Annotated in this window: 12 protein-coding genes, 4 tRNA genes and 2 rRNA genes; all 18 read right to left on the bottom strand. The window is 57.7% G+C overall.

Annotated elements, in window-relative coordinates; genetic code table 11:
• Positions 1 to 140: 140 nt before the first annotated feature.
• The 18 genes from rpoC to KF707C_RS02720 all read right to left on the bottom strand — a co-directional run bounded on the left by rpoC (position 141) and on the right by KF707C_RS02720 (position 19,609).
• A complete protein-coding gene (rpoC, locus tag KF707C_RS02805; protein WP_003448706.1) occupies positions 141 to 4,340 on the bottom strand; it encodes a DNA-directed RNA polymerase subunit beta' in 4,200 nt (1,399 codons plus the stop codon).
• 66 nt (positions 4,341 to 4,406) lie between these two features.
• Entirely contained in the window at positions 4,407 to 8,480 is a 4,074-nt protein-coding gene (gene rpoB, locus KF707C_RS02800) for a DNA-directed RNA polymerase subunit beta (protein ID WP_003448705.1), read from the bottom strand.
• Positions 8,481 to 8,702: 222 nt separating this feature from the next.
• Positions 8,703 to 9,071 (bottom strand): 50S ribosomal protein L7/L12, encoded by a 369-nt coding sequence (gene rplL / locus KF707C_RS02795; RefSeq protein WP_003448702.1) that lies wholly within the window; start codon positions 9,069 to 9,071, stop codon positions 8,703 to 8,705.
• A gap of 81 nt (positions 9,072 to 9,152) precedes the next feature.
• A complete protein-coding gene (gene rplJ, locus KF707C_RS02790; RefSeq protein WP_003448701.1) occupies positions 9,153 to 9,653 on the bottom strand; it encodes a 50S ribosomal protein L10 in 501 nt (166 codons plus the stop codon).
• Between the two features lie 210 nt (positions 9,654 to 9,863).
• Positions 9,864 to 10,559 (bottom strand): 50S ribosomal protein L1, encoded by a 696-nt coding sequence (gene rplA, locus KF707C_RS02785; RefSeq protein WP_003448699.1) that lies wholly within the window; start codon positions 10,557 to 10,559, stop codon positions 9,864 to 9,866.
• A complete protein-coding gene (gene rplK / locus KF707C_RS02780) occupies positions 10,559 to 10,990 on the bottom strand; it encodes a 50S ribosomal protein L11 (RefSeq protein WP_003448698.1) in 432 nt (143 codons plus the stop codon). The genes rplA and rplK overlap by 1 nt, the downstream gene beginning before the upstream one ends.
• Positions 10,991 to 11,105: 115 nt before the next feature.
• The gene (gene nusG, locus KF707C_RS02775; RefSeq protein WP_036991121.1) at positions 11,106 to 11,639 is read right to left on the bottom strand and encodes a transcription termination/antitermination protein NusG; all 534 of its coding nucleotides are present in this window, start codon (positions 11,637 to 11,639) and stop codon (positions 11,106 to 11,108) included.
• 10 nt (positions 11,640 to 11,649) lie between these two features.
• Positions 11,650 to 12,018 (bottom strand): preprotein translocase subunit SecE, encoded by a 369-nt coding sequence (gene secE, locus KF707C_RS02770; protein WP_003448696.1) that lies wholly within the window; start codon positions 12,016 to 12,018, stop codon positions 11,650 to 11,652.
• 47 nt (positions 12,019 to 12,065) lie between these two features.
• Positions 12,066 to 12,141, bottom strand: a tRNA-Trp gene (locus KF707C_RS02765).
• 53 nt (positions 12,142 to 12,194) lie between these two features.
• Positions 12,195 to 13,388: an elongation factor Tu gene (tuf, locus tag KF707C_RS02760; RefSeq protein ID WP_096368001.1), complete on the bottom strand. Its 1,194-nt coding sequence runs from the start codon at positions 13,386 to 13,388 to the stop codon at positions 12,195 to 12,197.
• A gap of 85 nt (positions 13,389 to 13,473) precedes the next feature.
• Positions 13,474 to 13,549: transfer RNA gene (locus KF707C_RS02755), tRNA-Thr, on the bottom strand.
• Positions 13,550 to 13,575: 26 nt separating this feature from the next.
• Positions 13,576 to 13,649, bottom strand: a tRNA-Gly gene (locus KF707C_RS02750).
• A gap of 25 nt (positions 13,650 to 13,674) precedes the next feature.
• Positions 13,675 to 13,759 (bottom strand) — tRNA-Tyr (locus KF707C_RS02745).
• Positions 13,760 to 13,898: 139 nt separating this feature from the next.
• Positions 13,899 to 14,576: an SPOR domain-containing protein gene (locus KF707C_RS02740; protein ID WP_081608024.1), complete on the bottom strand. Its 678-nt coding sequence runs from the start codon at positions 14,574 to 14,576 to the stop codon at positions 13,899 to 13,901.
• 9 nt (positions 14,577 to 14,585) lie between these two features.
• A complete protein-coding gene (locus KF707C_RS02735; protein WP_036991202.1) occupies positions 14,586 to 15,335 on the bottom strand; it encodes a pantothenate kinase in 750 nt (249 codons plus the stop codon).
• The gene (birA, locus tag KF707C_RS02730; protein ID WP_036991204.1) at positions 15,325 to 16,278 is read right to left on the bottom strand and encodes a bifunctional biotin--[acetyl-CoA-carboxylase] ligase/biotin operon repressor BirA; all 954 of its coding nucleotides are present in this window, start codon (positions 16,276 to 16,278) and stop codon (positions 15,325 to 15,327) included. The genes KF707C_RS02735 and birA overlap by 11 nt, the downstream gene beginning before the upstream one ends.
• A gap of 185 nt (positions 16,279 to 16,463) precedes the next feature.
• Positions 16,464 to 16,579 (bottom strand): 5S ribosomal RNA (gene rrf, locus KF707C_RS02725).
• A 139-nt stretch (positions 16,580 to 16,718) separates the two neighbouring features.
• Positions 16,719 to 19,609 (bottom strand): 23S ribosomal RNA (locus KF707C_RS02720).
• Positions 19,610 to 19,757 lie beyond the last annotated feature (148 nt).

The following is a 19,757-nucleotide window of genomic DNA, read 5'->3' as shown; positions in this document are numbered from 1 at the left end:
TCGACGCTATTGCTTTACAAAGAAAGCAAAATGACAGAGCAAAATGCCCTGCCAAATTTAGGGGTGCATGAGTCTAAAGAGACACGACGCCCCCGTCAAGGCAACGCCCCCGGCGGAAGGGACCGCCGGGGGCATCGCACTTAGTTGCTGCTGGAGTTCAGCGCTTCGGTCAGCGCCGCTTCCACCTCGCTCGCGCTAACGCGGACCGGCTTGCCGGCATCGCGCTGACGCTTGCGTTCGCTGTGGTACGCCAGGCCGGTACCGGCCGGAATCAGGCGACCCACCACCACGTTTTCCTTCAGTCCGCGCAGGTAGTCGCGCTTGCCGGTAACCGCCGCCTCGGTGAGAACGCGAGTGGTTTCCTGGAAGGACGCTGCGGAGATGAAGGACTCGGTCGACAGCGAGGCCTTGGTGATGCCCAGCAGGACACGCTCGTACTTGGCGATGAAGCGGTCTTCGCTCGCCAGACGTTCGTTCTCCTCCAGCACCTGGGTCAGCTCCATCTGGTCGCCCTTGATGAAACTGGAATCACCCGACTCAGCGATTTCGACCTTGCGCAGCATCTGACGCAGGATGGTCTCGATATGCTTGTCGTTGATCTTCACACCCTGCAGTCGGTACACATCCTGAATCTCGTTGACGATGTACTTGGCCAGTGCGCTGACGCCGAGCAGTCGCAGGATATCGTGCGGGTTGCTCGGGCCGTCGGAGATCACCTCACCGCGATTCACCTGCTCGCCTTCGAACACGTTCAGGTGACGCCACTTCGGAATCAGCTCCTCGTAAGGATCGGTACCATCGTTCGGCGTGATGACCAGACGGCGCTTGCCCTTGGTTTCCTTGCCGAAGGAAATGGTGCCGCTGATTTCCGCCAGGATAGACGGCTCCTTCGGACGACGCGCTTCGAACAGGTCGGCAACGCGCGGCAGACCACCGGTGATGTCACGGGTCTTCGAGGTTTCCTGCGGGATACGGGCGATAACATCACCCACGCCCACCTGAGCACCGTCAGCCACACCCACCAGGGCGTTGGCCGGCAGGAAGTACTGGGCCGGCACGTCGGTACCCGGCAGCAGCAGCTCCTTGCCGTTGGCGTCCACCAGTTTCACGGCCGGACGAATGTCCTTGCCGGCAGCCGGACGATCCTTCGGATCCAGAACCTCGATGTTGGTCAGACCGGTAAGCTCGTCGGTCTGACGCTTGATGGTGATGCCCTCCTCCATGCCGACGAAGGTAACGGTACCCTTCATTTCGGTCACGATCGGGTGGGTGTGCGGGTCCCACTTGGCGACGATGGCGCCCGGGTCGACCTTGTCGCCCTCTTTCACGGAGATCACGGCACCGTAAGGCAGCTTGTAGCGCTCGCGCTCGCGACCGAACTCGTCGGCAACGGCAAGCTCACCGGAGCGGGATACCGCCACCAGCGCACCGTCGAGGCGCTCCACGTGCTTCAGGTTGTGCAGGCGGATGGTGCCGCCGTTTTTCACCTGGACATTGTCGGCAGCGGAAGTCCGGCTAGCCGCACCACCGATGTGGAAGGTACGCATGGTCAGCTGGGTACCCGGCTCACCGATGGACTGGGCGGCGATAACGCCAACCGCTTCACCGATGTTCACCTGGTGTCCACGTGCCAGGTCGCGACCGTAGCACTTGGCGCAGATGCCGTAGCGGGTTTCGCAGCTGATAGGCGAACGCACGATCACTTCGTCGACGCTCATGCGCTCGATGAACTCGACCCACTGCTCGTCGACCAGGGTACCGGCCGGAACGATGACTTCGTCGGAACCCGGCTTGAACACGTCGCGGGCAATGACACGGCCCAGTACGCGCTCACCCAAGGGCTCGACCACGTCGCCGCCTTCGATGTGCGGTGTCATCAGCAGGCCGTGCTCGGTACCGCAGTCGACTTCGGTCACTACCAGGTCCTGGGCCACGTCGACGAGACGACGAGTCAGGTAACCGGAGTTCGCGGTCTTCAGTGCGGTATCCGCCAGACCTTTACGAGCACCGTGAGTGGAGATGAAGTACTGGAGTACGTTCAGGCCTTCACGGAAGTTCGCGGTGATGGGGGTCTCGATGATGGAGCCGTCCGGCTTCGCCATCAAGCCACGCATACCGGCCAGCTGACGGATCTGGGCCGCGGAACCCCGCGCACCGGAGTCCGCCATCATGTACATGGAGTTGAAGGACTCCTGGTCGACTTCCTTGCCTTCGCGGTCGATGACCTTCTCTTTCGAGAGGTTGCTCATCATCGCCTTGGAAACTTCGTCGTTGGCCTTGGACCAGAGGTCGATCACCTTGTTGTACTTCTCACCCTGGGTTACCAGGCCGGAGGCGTACTGGGACTCGATCTCCTTCACTTCCTCGGTGGCGGCATCAATGATGCGGGCCTTCTCGTCGGGGATGACGAAGTCGTTCACGCCGATGGAGACGCCGGAAATGGTGGAGTAGGCGAAACCGGTGTACATCAGTTGGTCGGCGAAGATGACGGTGTCCTTCAGACCGACCACGCGATAGCACTGGTTGATCAGCTTGGAGATCGCCTTTTTCTTCATCGGCTGGTTGACCACGTCGAACGACAGGCCGGCCGGAACCACCTGGAACAGCAGCGCGCGGCCGACGGTGGTGTCGACGATGCGGGTGTTCTTGGTGATGGAGCCGTCCTTGTCCTTCACGGTCTCGTTGATGCGCACTTTCACGCGGGCGTGCAGGGACGCTTCGCCGGCGCGGAACACGCGGTCGACTTCCTGCAGGTCAGCGAATACGCGACCCTCGCCCTTGGCGTTCACAGCCTCACGAGTCATGTAGTACAGACCCAGTACCACGTCCTGAGACGGGACGATGATCGGCTCGCCGTTGGCGGGCGACAGGATGTTGTTGGTGGACATCATCAGCGCACGCGCTTCCAGCTGGGCCTCGAGGGTCAGCGGAACGTGGACGGCCATCTGGTCACCGTCGAAGTCGGCGTTGTACGCCGCGCACACCAGCGGGTGCAACTGGATGGCCTTGCCTTCGATCAGCACCGGCTCGAACGCCTGGATACCCAGACGGTGAAGGGTCGGCGCGCGGTTCAGCAAAACGGGGTGTTCGCGGATGACTTCAGCGAGAACGTCCCAGACCTCGGGCAGTTCGCGCTCGACCATCTTTTTGGCCGCCTTGATGGTGGTAGCCATGCCGCGGGCTTCCAGCTTGCCGAAGATGAACGGCTTGAACAGCTCGAGGGCCATCTTCTTGGGCAGACCGCACTGGTGCAGGCGCAGGGTCGGACCCACGGTGATCACGGAACGACCGGAGTAGTCCACGCGCTTACCGAGCAGGTTCTGACGGAAGCGACCTTGCTTACCCTTGATCATGTCGGCCAGGGACTTCAGCGGGCGCTTGTTCGAGCCGGTGATGGCACGACCACGACGACCGTTGTCCAGCAAGGCGTCGACAGCTTCCTGCAGCATGCGCTTTTCGTTGCGCACGATGATGTCCGGCGCAGCCAGGTCGAGCAGGCGCTTCAGGCGGTTGTTACGGTTGATCACCCGACGATACAGGTCGTTAAGGTCGGAAGTCGCGAAGCGACCACCATCCAGCGGAACCAGCGGACGCAGGTCCGGCGGCAGTACCGGCAGGACGGTCAGGACCATCCACTCGGGATGGTTACCGGAATCCTTGAAGGCTTCCATCAGCTTCAGGCGCTTGGACAGCTTCTTGATCTTGGTTTCCGAGTTGGTCTGCGGAATTTCTTCGCGCAGGCGGCCAATTTCGTGATCCAGATCGATGGCGTTCAGCAGCTCACGGACAGCCTCGGCACCCATGCGGGCGTCGAAGTCGTCACCGAACTCCTCCAGGGCCTCGAAGTACTGCTCGTCATTCAGCAGCTGGCCTTTCTCCAGGGTGGTCATACCCGGGTCGATCACGACGTAGCTCTCGAAGTAGAGTACGCGCTCGATGTCACGCAGGGTCATGTCCAGCAGGAGGCCGATGCGGGACGGCAGCGACTTCAGGAACCAGATGTGGGCAACGGGGGAAGCCAGTTCGATGTGACCCATGCGCTCGCGGCGCACCTTGGCCAGGGCGACTTCCACGCCGCACTTCTCGCAGATCACACCACGATGTTTCAGGCGCTTGTACTTACCGCACAGGCACTCGTAGTCCTTAACTGGGCCGAAAATCTTGGCGCAGAACAGGCCATCGCGCTCCGGCTTGAAGGTACGGTAGTTGATGGTCTCCGGCTTTTTCACTTCACCGAAGGACCAGGAACGGATCATCTCAGGCGAGGCCAGACCAATACGGATGGCATCGAACTCTTCGATTTGACCCTGGTTTTTCAACAGATTCAGCAAGTCTTTCAAGGCCTTTCCTCCTCACGGACCCGCTACGACCGGCCTGACCAGCCGTAGCGTATTGGGCGTCGCGTGTTATTCGGTTTCCAGTTCGATGTCGATGCCGAGCGAGCGGATCTCTTTGATCAACACGTTGAAGGACTCGGGCATGCCGGCCTCCATGCGGTGATCCCCGTCCACGATGTTCTTGTACATCTTGGTCCGGCCGTTCACGTCGTCCGACTTCACGGTCAGCATTTCCTGCAGGGTGTAGGCGGCACCATAGGCTTCCAGTGCCCAGACCTCCATCTCCCCGAAACGCTGGCCACCGAACTGCGCCTTACCACCCAGCGGCTGCTGGGTAACCAGGCTGTAGGAACCGGTGGAACGTGCGTGCATCTTGTCATCGACCAGGTGGTTCAGCTTGAGCATGTACATGTAGCCGACGGTGGTCGGACGCTCGAACTGGTTGCCGGTACGGCCGTCGAACAGGCGCATCTGACCGCTTTCCGGCAGGTCCGCGAGCTTCAGCATGGCCTTGATCTCGCTTTCCTTGGCACCGTCGAACACCGGGGTGGCCATGGGTACGCCGCCCTTGAGGTTCTTGGCCAGGTCCAGGATCTCCTGGTCGCTAAGCTCGTTCAGATTCTCCTGACGGCCACCGATCTCGTTGTAGATCTCATGCAGGAACTCACGCAGTTCGGCGATCTTGCGCTGCTCTTCGAGCATGCGATTGATCTTCTCGCCCAGGCCTTTGGCTGCAAGGCCGAGGTGGGTTTCGAGAATCTGGCCGACGTTCATACGCGACGGCACGCCCAGGGGGTTCAGAACGATATCCACAGGGGTGCCATTGGCATCGTGGGGCATGTCTTCGACCGGCATGATCACGGACACCACACCCTTGTTACCGTGGCGGCCTGCCATCTTGTCGCCGGGCTGGATGCGGCGTTTGATGGCCAGGTAGACCTTGACGATCTTCAGCACGCCCGGAGCCAGGTCGTCGCCTTGCTGGAGCTTGCGCTTCTTGTCTTCGAACTTGTCGTCGAGCATCTGGCGACGGTCGGACAGGTAAGCCTGCGCCTTTTCCAACTGCTCGTTCAGCGCGTCTTCGGACATGCGCAGCTTGAACCACTGACCGCGCTCGAGGCCGTCGAGGTACTCGTCGGTGATCTCGGTACCCTTCTTCAGGCCGGCGCCGCCTTCGGCGGTCTGACCCACCAGGGCGGAGCGCAGACGCTCGAACGTCGCGCCTTCGACGATACGGAACTCTTCGTTCAGGTCCTTGCGGATCTCGTCCAGCTGCATCTTCTCGATGGACAGGGCGCGGCTGTCGCGCTCAACGCCATCACGAGTGAAGACCTGAACGTCGATGACGGTGCCCTTGGTGCCGGTCGGCACGCGCAGGGAGGTGTCCTTCACGTCGGAGGCCTTCTCACCGAAGATCGCACGCAACAGCTTCTCTTCCGGAGTCAGCTGGGTCTCGCCTTTCGGGGTGACCTTGCCCACCAGAATATCGCCAGCCTGCACTTCGGCACCGACGTAGACGATGCCCGCCTCGTCCAGCTTGTTCAGCGCTGCCTCACCCACGTTGGGGATGTCCGCGGTGATTTCTTCTGGGCCGAGCTTGGTGTCACGAGCGACGCAAGTCAGTTCCTGAATATGGATGGTGGTGAAGCGATCTTCCTGCACCACACGCTCGGACAGGCAGATGGAGTCCTCGAAGTTGAAGCCGTTCCAGGGCATGAACGCAACGCGCATGTTCTGACCCAAAGCGAGCTCACCCATGTCGGTGGACGGACCATCGGCGAGAATGTCGGCGCGAGCGACCACATCACCTTTCTGCACCAGCGGACGCTGGTTGATGCAGGTGTTCTGGTTGGAACGGGTGTATTTGGTCAGGTTATAGATGTCCACACCAGCTTCGCCGGTCTCGACTTCATCGTCGTTGACGCGCACCACGATACGGCTGGCGTCGACGGAGTCGATCACGCCGCCACGACGGGCCACGACGCAGACACCGGAGTCACGGGCAACGTTGCGCTCCATGCCGGTACCGACCAGGGGCTTGTCGGCACGCAGGGTCGGCACGGCCTGACGCTGCATGTTCGAGCCCATGAGTGCACGGTTGGCGTCGTCGTGCTCGAGGAACGGAATCAGCGAAGCAGCGACGGAAACGACCTGTTTCGGAGAGACGTCCATCAGGGTCACGTCTTCCGGCGCCTTCACGGTGAACTCGTTCAGGTGACGCACAGCCACCAGTTCGTCGACCAGTTGACCCTTCTCGTTCAGGGTCGCGGACGCCTGGGCGATCACGTGATCGGCCTCTTCGATGGCGGAGAGGAACACGATCTCGTCAGTGACCTGCCCTTCCTTGACCACGCGGTACGGACTTTCCAGGAAGCCGTACTGGTTGGTGCGGGCGTAAGTCGCCAGGGAGTTGATCAGGCCGATGTTCGGACCTTCAGGGGTTTCGATCGGGCACACACGGCCGTAATGGGTCGGGTGTACGTCGCGAACCTCGAAACCGGCGCGCTCGCGGGTAAGACCACCTGGACCAAGCGCAGAGACGCGACGCTTGTGGGTGATCTCGGACAGCGGGTTGTTCTGGTCCATGAACTGGGACAGCTGGCTGGAACCGAAGAACTCCTTGATCGCGGCTGCCACCGGCTTGGCGTTGATCAGATCCTGCGGCATCAGGCCTTCGCTTTCGGCCATGGACAGACGTTCCTTGACTGCACGCTCTACGCGCACCAGGCCAACACGGAACTGGTTCTCAGCCATCTCACCGACACAACGCACGCGACGGTTACCCAGGTGGTCGATGTCGTCGACGATGCCCTTGCCGTTACGGATATCGACCAAGGTCTTGAGGACGTCGACGATGTCTTCGCGGCTGAGTACACCGGAGCCTTCGATTTCGCTGCGACCGATACGGCGGTTGAACTTCATGCGGCCAACAGCGGACAGGTCGTAACGCTCGGCACTGAAGAACAGGTTGTTGAACAGGGTCTCAGCGGCTTCCTTGGTCGGAGGCTCGCCGGGACGCATCATGCGATAGATCTCGACCAGTGCTTCCAGTTGGTTGCCGGTGGAGTCGATCTTGAGGGTATCCGAGATGAACGGACCGCAGTCGATGTCGTTGGTATAGAGCGTCTCGAGACGGACAACCTGAGCCTTGGCAATCTTCACCAGCAGGTCGGTGGTCAGTTCGGTATTGCACTCGGCAATGATCTCGCCGGTGGCCGGATGCACGATCGCCTTGGCGGTGGTACGACCCAGGACATAATCCAGCGGAACTTCGAGTTCCTTGATGCCGGCTTTTTCCAGCTGGTTGATGTGGCGGGCAGTGATACGGCGACCCTGCTCCACGATCACCTTGCCAGACTGATCCTTGATGTCGAACACGGCGATCTCGCCGCGCAGGCGCTGCGGAACCAGTTCCAGATGCAGGCCTTCACCCTTAACGTGGAAAACGTTCGTGGCGTAGAAGGCGTCCAGGACCTCTTCGGTGCTGTAGCCGAGGGCGCGCAGGAGTACGGACGCTGGCAGCTTGCGGCGACGGTCAATACGAACAAATACGCAGTCCTTCGGATCGAATTCGAAGTCCAGCCAGGAACCGCGGTAGGGAATGATACGCGCCGAGTACAGCAGTTTGCCCGAGCTGTGGGTCTTGCCGCGGTCGTGATCGAAGAACACGCCCGGAGAACGGTGCAACTGGGAGACGATGACGCGCTCGGTACCGTTGATGATGAAGGTACCGTTCTCGGTCATGAGGGGGATTTCCCCCATGTAGACTTCTTGTTCCTTGATGTCTTTGATTGCCTTGTTCGACGACTCCTTGTCGAAAATGATCAGGCGGACTTTTACCCGCAGCGGTACGGCGAAGGTCACGCCGCGCAGCACACATTCCTTGACATCGAACGCCGGATCGCCGAGGCGATAGCCGACGTATTCCAGGGCGGCGTTGCCGGAATAGCTGATGATCGGGAAAACAGACTTGAAGGCCGCGTGCAGGCCGATGTCACGAAAATGTTCCTTGCTGACTCCCGCCTGCAGGAATTCGCGATACGAATCCAGCTGGATGGCCAGGAGGTAGGGTACATCCATGACGTCCGGCAACTTGCTAAAGTCTTTGCGGATACGTTTTTTCTCAGTGTATGAGTAAGCCATCAGCGTTCCCCAGCTTGGTCACCTGCTTATTTGGCCCCTCCGACGGGAGTAGCCAGAAAATCGTGCAAACCCCTTGGTTTGCGCCGCCTCTCATTGGAGGTCGGATCACGCCCCAGGTGGCGCCTTGAGGACATCCACCTAGAACGGAAAAAGGCCGGTGGCATAAGCCACCAGCCGTCAGCCTGGCGCGCAGCGCTCCGGCTGTAGACGCAAGGTCGTCGCTTACTTGAGCTCGACTTTGGCGCCAGCTTCTTCCAGGGCTTTCTTGGCAGCTTCGGCTTCTTCTTTCGAAGCGCCTTCCTTGACAACGCCCGGGGCGCCATCAACAACTGCCTTGGCTTCTTTCAGACCCAGACCGGTCAGTTCGCGAACGACCTTGATCACGTTCACTTTCTTCTCGCCAGCCTCGGCCAGAACGATGGTGAACTCGGTCTGCTCTTCAACAGCAGCAGCGGCAACAGCCGGGCCAGCGGCAACAGCAGCGGCAGCGGTAACACCGAACTTCTCTTCCATCGCCTTGATCAGTTCAACGATCTGCATGACGGACATTTCGGATACGGCGTTGATGATGTCTTCGTTGGTCAGAGCCATGACTCTAATTCCTGTATTGGTGGACAGCCTTCGCGGCCATCAAAATTAAAAGATTTCGTGAAAGGGACTGTGCAGCCTGACTCAGGCCGCAGCGCCTTCTTTCTGGTCGCGAATAGCCGCCAGAGTACGAGCCAGCTTGCTGGTAGCGCCTTGGATCACGCTCATCAGCTGTGCAACGGCTTCGTCGTAGGTCGGCAGGGTCGCCAGTACGTCGATCTGATTGGCTGCGAGGAACTGGCCCTCGAATGCAGCGGCCTTGATCTCGAACTTGTCCTGACCCTTGGCAAACTCCTTGAAGATCCGGGCGGCAGCGCCCGGGTGTTCGTTGGAGAACGCAATCAGGGTCGGGCCTTTGAACACGTCGTTCAGCACTTCAAACTGAGTGCCGGCAACGGCGCGGCGAGCCAGGGTGTTACGTACGACACGTACGTAAACGCCAGCGTCACGGGCCTCTTTACGGAGTCCGGTCATAGCGGCTACGGTCACGCCACGGGCATCAGCCACGACAGCGGACAGGCCAGCTTTGGCAGCCTCGTTGACTTCAGCGACGATGGCCTTCTTGTCTTCGAGTTTAATTGCCACGGGTCTAACTCCTGGATGTTACCGTTTCGTTCAGCCGGGGCTGAACGTCGTTTTGGTGTCTGATTCGGTAAACGAATCGGGAGCACCATCTGCGTAGGCTCGGAATGACTTCCTGTTTAAGGCTTGCGCCGCCTACGGTCTTGGATAGCCCCCGCCAGGCAGGGACCCCAATACCTGGCGCGCCGAACGAGTCCGACGCACCTTTATCACTTAGCCTTCGAGGGAAGCCTGATCGATCTGCAGACCCGGACCCATGGTGGAACTCAGGGTCACACGCTTCAGGTACACACCCTTGGAGGTGGACGGCTTCAGTCGCTTCAGGTCAGCCAGCAGGGCTTCCACGTTCTGCTTCAGCTTGGCCGGCTCGAAATCGATCTTGCCAACAGAAGCGTGGATGATGCCATTCTTGTCAGTACGGAAACGTACCTGACCGGCTTTGGCATTCTTGACCGCAGTAGCGACGTCCGGAGTCACGGTACCAACCTTCGGGTTCGGCATCAGGCCGCGCGGACCGAGAATCTGACCCAGTTGACCTACAACGCGCATCGCATCCGGAGAAGCAATCACCACGTCATAGTTCAGGTCGCCGCCCTTCATCTCGGCAGCCAGTTCGTCCATACCGACCTTGTCAGCACCAGCAGCCAGCGCTGCCTCTGCACCGGCGCCCTGGGTGAACACGGCAATGCGTACGCTTTTGCCAGTGCCGTTCGGCAGAACGGTGGCACCACGGACGACCTGGTCGGATTTACGCGGATCAACACCGAGGTTGATCGAGACGTCGACGGACTCCTTGAACTTGGAAGTGGCCAGTTCGGCCAGCAGCTTGGCTGCATCCTCGAAAGCGTACTGCTTGCCAGCTTCTACTTTCTCGGCAATTGCCTTTTGACGCTTGGTCAGCTTAGCCATTACACACCCTCCACATTCAGGCCCATGCTACGAGCGGAACCGGCGATGCTACGCACGGCCGCATCCAGGTCAGCTGCAGTCAGATCAGCCTTCTTGGCCTTGGCGATCTCTTCCAGCTGAGCACGGGTAACGGTGCCTACTTTCTGGGTGTTCGGACGCGGCGAACCACTGGCAATACCGGCTGCTTTTTTCAGCAGAACGGAAGCCGGGGTGCTCTTGGTCTCGAAAGTGAAGCTGCGGTCGCTGTAAACAGTGATGATCACAGGTGTCGGCAGACCCGGCTCAAGGCCCTGAGTCTTGGCGTTGAACGCCTTGCAGAATTCCATGATATTCACACCATGCTGACCCAGGGCAGGGCCAACCGGCGGCGACGGGTTGGCCTGACCGGCCTTCACTTGCAGCTTGATATAAGCTTGAATCTTCTTAGCCATTTTCTACTCCAGTTACGGGTTCTAGCGCCCGAAGGCTCCCCGATTGCTTGGGCGTTTATCCCAGTGACAACAAAACCCCGCAACCTAGGGCTGCGGGGTTGGGATCTCTTTTCAGTCAGACCTTCTCGACTTGACTGAACTCCAACTCTACCGGGGTAGAGCGGCCGAAAATAAGCACAGCCACCTGAATCCGGCTCTTTTCGTAGTTAACCTCTTCAACCACACCATTGAAGTCAGCGAAGGGACCATCAACCACACGAACAGTCTCGCCAGGCTCAAACAGCGTCTTCGGCTTGGGCTTGTCACCACTATCCGCGACGCGACGCAGGATAGCCTCGGCCTCTTTCTCGGTAATCGGAGCTGGCTTATCGGCAGTACCGCCAATGAAGCCCATGACACGAGGCGTATCCTTGATCAGGTGCCAAGTTGCCTCGCTCATCTCCATTTGAACCAACACATAGCCAGGAAAAAATTTGCGCTCGCTTTTCCGCTTCTGGCCGTTGCGCATCTCTACCACTTCTTCAGTGGGAACCAGAATCTCGCCGAACTGATCTTCCATGCCGGCCAACTTGACACGCTCGACCAGGGAGCGCATCACATGCTTCTCATAGCCCGAGTAAGCATGCACGACATACCAACGCTTAGCCACGGAGCACCTATCAACCAACGATCATCGAAACAAGCCAACCGAGCAGGGTATCGAGACCCCACAACAGCAGCGCCATCACCAGCACTACAGCCACAACAATCAAAGTGGTCTGAGTGGTTTCCTGACGAGTCGGCCAAACTACCTTGCGTATCTCCGCGCGAGCTTCTTTGGCAAGAGCAAAGAAAGCCTGCCCCTTCGCAGTCTGCAAGGAAACAAAACCAGCAACCGTAGCAAGGGCAAGGAGAGCAAGAACGCGATACAGAATCGGCTCAGAGGAAAAATACTGATTGCCGACCACGCCAACCGCGACGAGAGCCACCACAACAACCCACTTCAGAACGTCGAAGCGTGCTTCTTTGGCTTCAGCCTTGGCATTCATCAGCTAGGATCCTGTGAGAGAAATGCCAGATCCTCTATCTTGGAATCTGGCAGGCCAGGAGGGAATCGAACCCCCAACCTGCGGTTTTGGAGACCGCCGCTCTGCCAATTGAGCTACTGGCCTATAACAAAGTCAGGCCGACCATTATGCCGGCCCGAAACACCAAGATCAAGTCTTTATTCGAAGATCTTAGCCACTACACCGGCGCCAACGGTACGACCACCTTCGCGGATAGCGAAGCGCAGGCCGTCTTCCATGGCGATCGGAGCGATCAGGGTAACAACCATCTTGATGTTGTCGCCCGGCATTACCATCTCAACGCCTTCCGGCAGCTCGCAGTTACCGGTCACGTCAGTGGTACGGAAGTAGAACTGCGGACGGTAGCCCTTGAAGAACGGAGTGTGACGACCACCCTCTTCCTTGGACAGCACGTACACTTCGCACTCGAACTTGGTGTGCGGCTTGATGGTGCCCGGCTTGGCCAGAACCTGACCACGCTCTACGTCGTCACGCTTGGTGCCGCGCAGCAGGGCGCCAATGTTCTCACCAGCACGACCTTCGTCGAGCAGCTTACGGAACATTTCAACACCGGTGCAGGTGGTCTTGGTGGTCGGACGGATACCGACGATTTCGATTTCCTCGCCCACCTTCACGATGCCGCGCTCTACACGACCGGTCACTACGGTGCCACGACCGGAGATGGAGAACACGTCCTCGATCGGCATCAGGAACGGCTGGTCGATGGCACGCACCGGCTCCGGAATGTAGGAGTCCAGGGTCTCAACCAGCTTACGAACGGCGGAAACGCCGATGCCGTTGTCGTCCTTGCCTTCCAGCGCCATCAGCGCGGAACCGATAACGATCGGAGTGTCGTCGCCCGGGAAGTCGTAGGTGTTCAGCAGATCGCGAACCTCCATCTCGACCAGCTCCAGCAGCTCGGCGTCGTCAACCATGTCGGCCTTGTTCAGGAACACGACGATGTAGGGTACGCCTACCTGACGGGACAGCAGGATGTGCTCGCGAGTCTGCGGCATGGGGCCGTCAGCGGCGGAGCAAACCAGGATAGCGCCATCCATCTGAGCAGCACCGGTGATCATGTTCTTCACGTAGTCAGCGTGACCGGGGCAGTCAACGTGAGCGTAGTGACGAACAGCGGAATCGTACTCAACGTGGGAAGTGTTGATGGTGATACCGCGAGCCTTCTCTTCCGGAGCGTTGTCGATCTGGTCGAACGCACGAGCCGAACCACCCCAGGTCTCGGAGCAGACCTTGGTCAGAGCAGCAGTCAGAGTGGTCTTGCCATGGTCAACGTGACCAATGGTGCCGACGTTGACGTGCGGCTTGTTACGTTCGAACTTTTCTTTTGCCATCGAAAACGTCTCCCTTCAAAAGATTGAGCGAGTCACGCCACCATTAAAACAAAGGCAGATATTTTCATATCTGCCTTTGTTGAGATGGAGCTCATGAGCGGATTTGAACCGCTGACCTCACCCTTACCAAGGGTGTGCTCTACCAGCTGAGCTACATGAGCCAAACACATTGCGAAAACAAAAAACCTGGAGCGGGTAGCGGGAATCGAACCCGCATCATCAGCTTGGAAGGCTGAGGTTCTACCACTGAACTATACCCGCGGAGCTTTAGCTCTCGCTTTGAATCTGGTGGAGGGGGAAGGATTCGAACCTTCGAAGTCTATGACGTCAGATTTACAGTCTGATCCCTTTGGCCGCTCGGGAACCCCTCCAAGTGAGGCGGCATTTTAAACTCTGCCACCGAGCTGTCAAGCTTTTTCTCAATAAAATCTTGAGGTTAGGAGCTTCTTACAGCAGCTTCACAGTTTGTTTTCTAGGCCACCCTGCGAAGCGGGCGCCATTCTATTCAAGCTAGCGAGGAGATGCAACACCCTCGCAAGGCATAAGTTGATGTTTCAGCCCCGGATAATCCCCGGACAGCTGCTGCAGCAGAGAGTCAGCCACCAGTCGTCGACTTTCGGGGGCTATACGCACCCAATAATCGCGATGGGCCCGCGACAACTCGCGCATCTGAGGTTCGTAACCAGCGTCTCGCAGACGCTGCATCACACTTTCAGCGGAGTCCAGTCGCGGAAATATCCCCAAGGAGATGCCATTCACAAGGTCCCCCTGAGTCACAATGTAGCTATCTATCTTACGCGCTTGAAGCTCCTTTAGATGGCGAAGTGAGGCGTCACGGGAGGCCAAGGGGGGCATGTAGACCCAATAATCTACGCCAGCCGCTGCATCCAGCGGCTTCACCTCCGCGCTTACATCGAGGCTAATGAGACGCTGCGCCACCTCTTGCGCATGACGCTCCTGCTCAAATCCTCCAAGATAGAGGCACACAGCCGCCTCGGCAGGGGCGCTCGGGACAAGGACTCGCCGAGCAGGCACTTCACCAGACTCACTGAGGAGTCGGATATCTTGCTGGTCCCCCTTGTAGAGCGAGAGCGTCTCAACTTCCTTTGGACGGAGCGGCGCCTGCTGCTGATGCCACACGTAGTAGAAGAGATTGAGAACTAGAAGAAACAGAAACAACCAACGCACGACTCAACCTCAGCGCAACGGGCAAGCAATGGCCAGCCCAACAAATACCAGGTCAGGCAGGACTCGAGCACGCGGAACAGCCTCTTGGACTAACTGCGCATCCCCTCCAGTCAAGAAGACCTCGAACTCGGAGCCTAGATGCTCCGCAGCCAACTCAACCTGAGACTGAACAAATCCACGCAACATCAAGAGGCAGCCTCGCTCTACTGCCTCGGCGGTAGAGCGACCAGGAGCCGTATCATGCAACGCCTGCTCTGCGGCGGAGTCATCGTAACGAATGCGACGCGTATGCGTCCTAAGCTGGTTGCGCATGAGCGGCATGCCAGGGCAGATGAAACCACCAAGGTGCTCTCCCTTACCCGTAACCAGGTCAGAAGTCACTGCAGTACCAAGATCGATCACCAGACAGGGCTTGCGGGCAAGGTGATAGGCCCCAACGACCGCTAGCCAACGATCCATCCCAAGTCGACGATACTCGGTATAACCATTTCGCACCCCACCCAGTTCGTCGGAGGGCATCGCCCGAACACAACACACTCCGAGGGCAGCCTCAAGGCGCGATATCAATGACTGGGTCTCTTCATCAGTACGCACACTCACCAGGCGGCAGTAGCTCAAAGCGCTTGCCATCTTTCCAGCCAGTGCTGCCAGCAGCTGCTCATCGCTACCGACGACCCCTCCCTCTACCGTGGAAGCCAGAACTTCATCAACCACGCGCCATTTGATAAAACTGTTACCACAGTCAAGCTCAAGAATCATCGCGCAACCTCAAGCTGAGCTCTCCCCCACTAAAAACCCTTTCAGTACCGGCAACGCTCAACCGAATTGCGCCGGCCGCATCGACCCCGAGAACGATTCCATCGACATGCTGAGCTCCAGCCACCAGGCTGACCGCGCAGCCTTGCCACAAGTGAGCAGCCTCCCACTCACTCTTCAGAGCGCCGAATCCTTCTCGGTCGTGCCGCTCCAGATATTCCCGCAAACATTTGGCAAGCGTGATGGCCAAGTCATTTCTATCGACCAAAAGGCCGGACTCAAGCTGCATTGAAGTCCAGGGTTGATCAATTTCCTCGAGCGCATTCTGCATGTTCACATTAATTCCAATGCCAATGATCACATGGCACAGGTCCGCTGGATCGCCCACCAGCTCCAGCAGAATTCCCGCAATCTTGCGCCCGCTGGAAAGAAGGTCGTTTGGCCACTTCAACCCAACCTCTATCAGGCCAAAAGAGCGTAGTACCTTGAGCACCGCCAACCCGACGACCAGGCTAAGGCCATCGAGTTGCCGCGCGCCTCCATCGATGCGCATGGCAAGGCTGTAATAAAGATTCTGCGCGAAAGGACTGATCCACTGACGCCCTCGCCTTCCGCGCCCTGCAGTCTGCCGCTCAGAGACAACAGCAAATGGCGGTATCGCCCCCTCGGATAGCAGGCGCATCACCTCAGCATTAGTGGAGTCCAAGGTCTCGTGAACTCTGTGAGGCCAGGGCGAATCCTGATTCAGCAACGGTGACTCCAGCAAGCTCACCGGACGCTCTAGACGATATCCCTTGCCCCGCACCTTATGAATCGGCAAGTGCAGTTCTGACTCCAAATGCTGGAGCTGCTTCCAGACTGCACTTCTACTGACACCAAGAGCAGCACCAAGAGCCTCTCCCGAATGAAAGCGCCCATCCTGCAGAAGTTTCAATAAGGTCAGCATTGGCTGAATCCAACCCACAATGAGGCAGGCATCATATCCATCGATGCTGAGGTTGCATAGAAACCGGACATCGTGCGGACGCAAGGCTACAGCCTGCAGCGACCGTGAAGCGGCCTGTGCAAGTTTTCCGGGCCCCAAAGACAAACCCCCGACACGCGTTAGCGTATCGGGGGTTTGGGATAGGAGCTTGACGATGACCTACTCTCACATGGAGAAGCTCCACACTACCATCGGCGATGCGTCGTTTCACTGCTGAGTTCGGGATGGGATCAGGTGGTTCCAACGCTCTATAGTCGTCAAGCAATTCGGTTGGGGCATCGTCTGGGACGCTACCCCTAATCAGGTATGTGACAGTTGTTGGCTTTGCGGTTCATGCGAACTTTCGGTTCACATCGACTTCACCAGTCGCACCCACAATCACCAGATTGTTTGGGTGTTATATGGTCAAGCCTCACGGGCAATTAGTATTGGTTAGCTCAACGCCTCACAGCGCTTACACACCCAACCTATCAACGTCGTAGTCTTCGACGGCCCTTCAGGGGATTCAAGATCCCAGTGAGATCTCATCTTGAGGCGAGTTTCCCGCTTAGATGCTTTCAGCGGTTATCTCTTCCGAACATAGCTACCCGGCAGTGCCACTGGCGTGACAACCGGAACACCAGAGGTTCGTCCACTCCGGTCCTCTCGTACTAGGAGCAGCCCCTCTCAAATCTCAAACGTCCACGGCAGATAGGGACCGAACTGTCTCACGACGTTCTAAACCCAGCTCGCGTACCACTTTAAATGGCGAACAGCCATACCCTTGGGACCGGCTTCAGCCCCAGGATGTGATGAGCCGACATCGAGGTGCCAAACACCGCCGTCGATATGAACTCTTGGGCGGTATCAGCCTGTTATCCCCGGAGTACCTTTTATCCGTTGAGCGATGGCCCTTCCATACAGAACCACCGGATCACTAAGACCTACTTTCGTACCTGCTCGACGTGTCTGTCTCGCAGTCAAGCGCGCTTTTGCCTTTATACTCTGCGACCGATTTCCGACCGGTCTGAGCGCACCTTCGTACTCCTCCGTTACTCTTTAGGAGGAGACCGCCCCAGTCAAACTGCCCACCATACACTGTCCTCGATCCGGATGACGGACCAGAGTTAGAACCTCAAGCATGCCAGGGTGGTATTTCAAGGATGGCTCCACGCGAACTGGCGTCCACGCTTCAAAGCCTCCCACCTATCCTACACAAGCAGGCTCAAAGTCCAGTGCAAAGCTACAGTAAAGGTTCACGGGGTCTTTCCGTCTAGCCGCGGATACACTGCATCTTCACAGCGATTTCAATTTCACTGAGTCTCGGGTGGAGACAGCGCCGCCATCGTTACGCCATTCGTGCAGGTCGGAACTTACCCGACAAGGAATTTCGCTACCTTAGGACCGTTATAGTTACGGCCGCCGTTTACCGGGGCTTCGATCAAGAGCTTCGCTTGCGCTAACCCCATCAATTAACCTTCCGGCACCGGGCAGGCGTCACACCCTATACGTCCACTTTCGTGTTTGCAGAGTGCTGTGTTTTTAATAAACAGTCGCAGCGGCCTGGTATCTTCGACCGGCATGGGCTTACGGAGCAAGTCCTTCACCCTCACCGGCGCACCTTCTCCCGAAGTTACGGTGCCATTTTGCCTAGTTCCTTCACCCGAGTTCTCTCAAGCGCCTTGGTATTCTCTACCCAACCACCTGTGTCGGTTTGGGGTACGGTTCCTAGTTACCTGAAGCTTAGAAGCTTTTCCTGGAAGCATGGCATCGACCACTTCGCTTTCTAAAAGAAAGCTCGTCATCAGCTCTCGGCCTTGAACACCCGGATTTGCCTAAGTGTTCGGCCTACCACCTTAAACTTGGACAACCAACGCCAAGCTGGCCTAGCCTTCTCCGTCCCTCCATCGCAGTAACTAGAAGTACGGGAATATTAACCCGTTTCCCATCGACTACGCTTTTCAGCCTCGCCTTAGGGGCCGACTCACCCTGCGTCGATTAACGTTGCGCAGGAACCCTTGGTCTTTCGGCGTGGGAGTTTTTCACTCCCATTGTCGTTACTCATGTCAGCATTCGCACTTCTGATACCTCCAGCAAGCTTCTCAACTCACCTTCACAGGCTTACAGAACGCTCCTCTACCGCTCGTCTTGCGACGAACCCGTAGCTTCGGTGTGTAGTTTGAGCCCCGTTACATCTTCCGCGCAGGCCGACTCGACTAGTGAGCTATTACGCTTTCTTTAAAGGATGGCTGCTTCTAAGCCAACCTCCTAGCTGTCTAAGCCTTCCCACATCGTTTCCCACTTAACTACAACTTTGGGACCTTAGCTGACGGTCTGGGTTGTTTCCCTTTTCACGACGGACGTTAGCACCCGCCGTGTGTCTCCCACGCTGACACTTCCAGGTATTCGGAGTTTGCATCGGTTTGGTAAGTCGGGATGACCCCCTAGCCGAAACAGTGCTCTACCCCCTGGAGTGATACGTGAGGCGCTACCTAAATAGCTTTCGAGGAGAACCAGCTATCTCCGAGCTTGATTAGCCTTTCACTCCGATCCACAAGTCATCCGCTACCTTTTCAACGGGAGTCGGTTCGGTCCTCCAGTCAGTGTTACCTAACCTTCAACCTGCTCATGGATAGATCGCCCGGTTTCGGGTCTATACCCAGCGACTAAACGCCCTATTAAGACTCGCTTTCGCTACGCCTCCCCTATTCGGTTAAGCTCGCCACTGAATATAAGTCGCTGACCCATTATACAAAAGGTACGCAGTCACCTAACAAAGTAGGCTCCCACTGCTTGTACGCATACGGTTTCAGGTTCTATTTCACTCCCCTCTCCGGGGTTCTTTTCGCCTTTCCCTCACGGTACTGGTTCACTATCGGTCAGTCAGTAGTATTTAGCCTTGGAGGATGGTCCCCCCATGTTCAGACAAAGTTTCACGTGCTCCGTCCTACTCGATTTCACTTCCAAGAACCTTTCATATACGGGGCTATCACCCACTATGGCCGCACTTTCCAGAGCGTTCTATTAGATTCAAAGAAGCTTAAGGGCTAGTCCCCGTTCGCTCGCCACTACTAAGGGAATCTCGGTTGATTTCTTTTCCTCAGGGTACTTAGATGTTTCAGTTCCCCTGGTTCGCCTCTTGCACCTATGGATTCAGTACAAGATACCTAGGTTATCCTAGGTGGGTTCCCCCATTCAGAGATCTCCGGATCAAAGTCTGTTTGCCGACTCCCCGAAGCTTTTCGCAGGCTACCACGTCTTTCATCGCCTCTGACTGCCAAGGCATCCACCGTATGCGCTTCTTCACTTGACCATATAACCCCAAGCAATCTGCCTGCGATCATGGTGTGAAGACGACATTCGCCGAAAATTCGCGCTTGAACTCGCAAATTTTGCCTTGAGTTGCTGAATGCAGTGAAACATTCAACAAGTCACTTCTATCACATACCCGAATTTTTAAA

Source organism: Pseudomonas furukawaii (assembly GCF_002355475.1).
Taxonomy (GTDB): domain Bacteria; phylum Pseudomonadota; class Gammaproteobacteria; order Pseudomonadales; family Pseudomonadaceae; genus Metapseudomonas; species Metapseudomonas furukawaii.
The sequence above is the reverse complement of the archived record's forward strand: the minus strand, read 5'-3'. Positions and strand labels throughout refer to the sequence as shown.

Excerpts from the sequence above, each read along its gene's own strand:
- rpoB (WP_003448705.1), bottom strand. The coding sequence starts at position 8,480 with ATGGCTTACTCATACACTGAGAAAAAACGTATCCGCAAAGACTTTAGC.
- rplL (WP_003448702.1), bottom strand. The coding sequence starts at position 9,071 with ATGGCTCTGACCAACGAAGACATCATCAACGCCGTATCCGAAATGTCC.
- rplA (WP_003448699.1), bottom strand. The coding sequence starts at position 10,559 with ATGGCTAAGCTGACCAAGCGTCAAAAGGCAATTGCCGAGAAAGTAGAA.
- rplK (WP_003448698.1), bottom strand. The coding sequence starts at position 10,990 with ATGGCTAAGAAGATTCAAGCTTATATCAAGCTGCAAGTGAAGGCCGGT.
- secE (WP_003448696.1), bottom strand. The coding sequence starts at position 12,018 with ATGAATGCCAAGGCTGAAGCCAAAGAAGCACGCTTCGACGTTCTGAAG.
- tuf (WP_096368001.1), bottom strand. The coding sequence starts at position 13,388 with ATGGCAAAAGAAAAGTTCGAACGTAACAAGCCGCACGTCAACGTCGGC.
- KF707C_RS02735 (WP_036991202.1), bottom strand. The coding sequence starts at position 15,335 with ATGATTCTTGAGCTTGACTGTGGTAACAGTTTTATCAAATGGCGCGTG.
- birA (WP_036991204.1), bottom strand. The coding sequence starts at position 16,278 with ATGCTGACCTTATTGAAACTTCTGCAGGATGGGCGCTTTCATTCGGGA.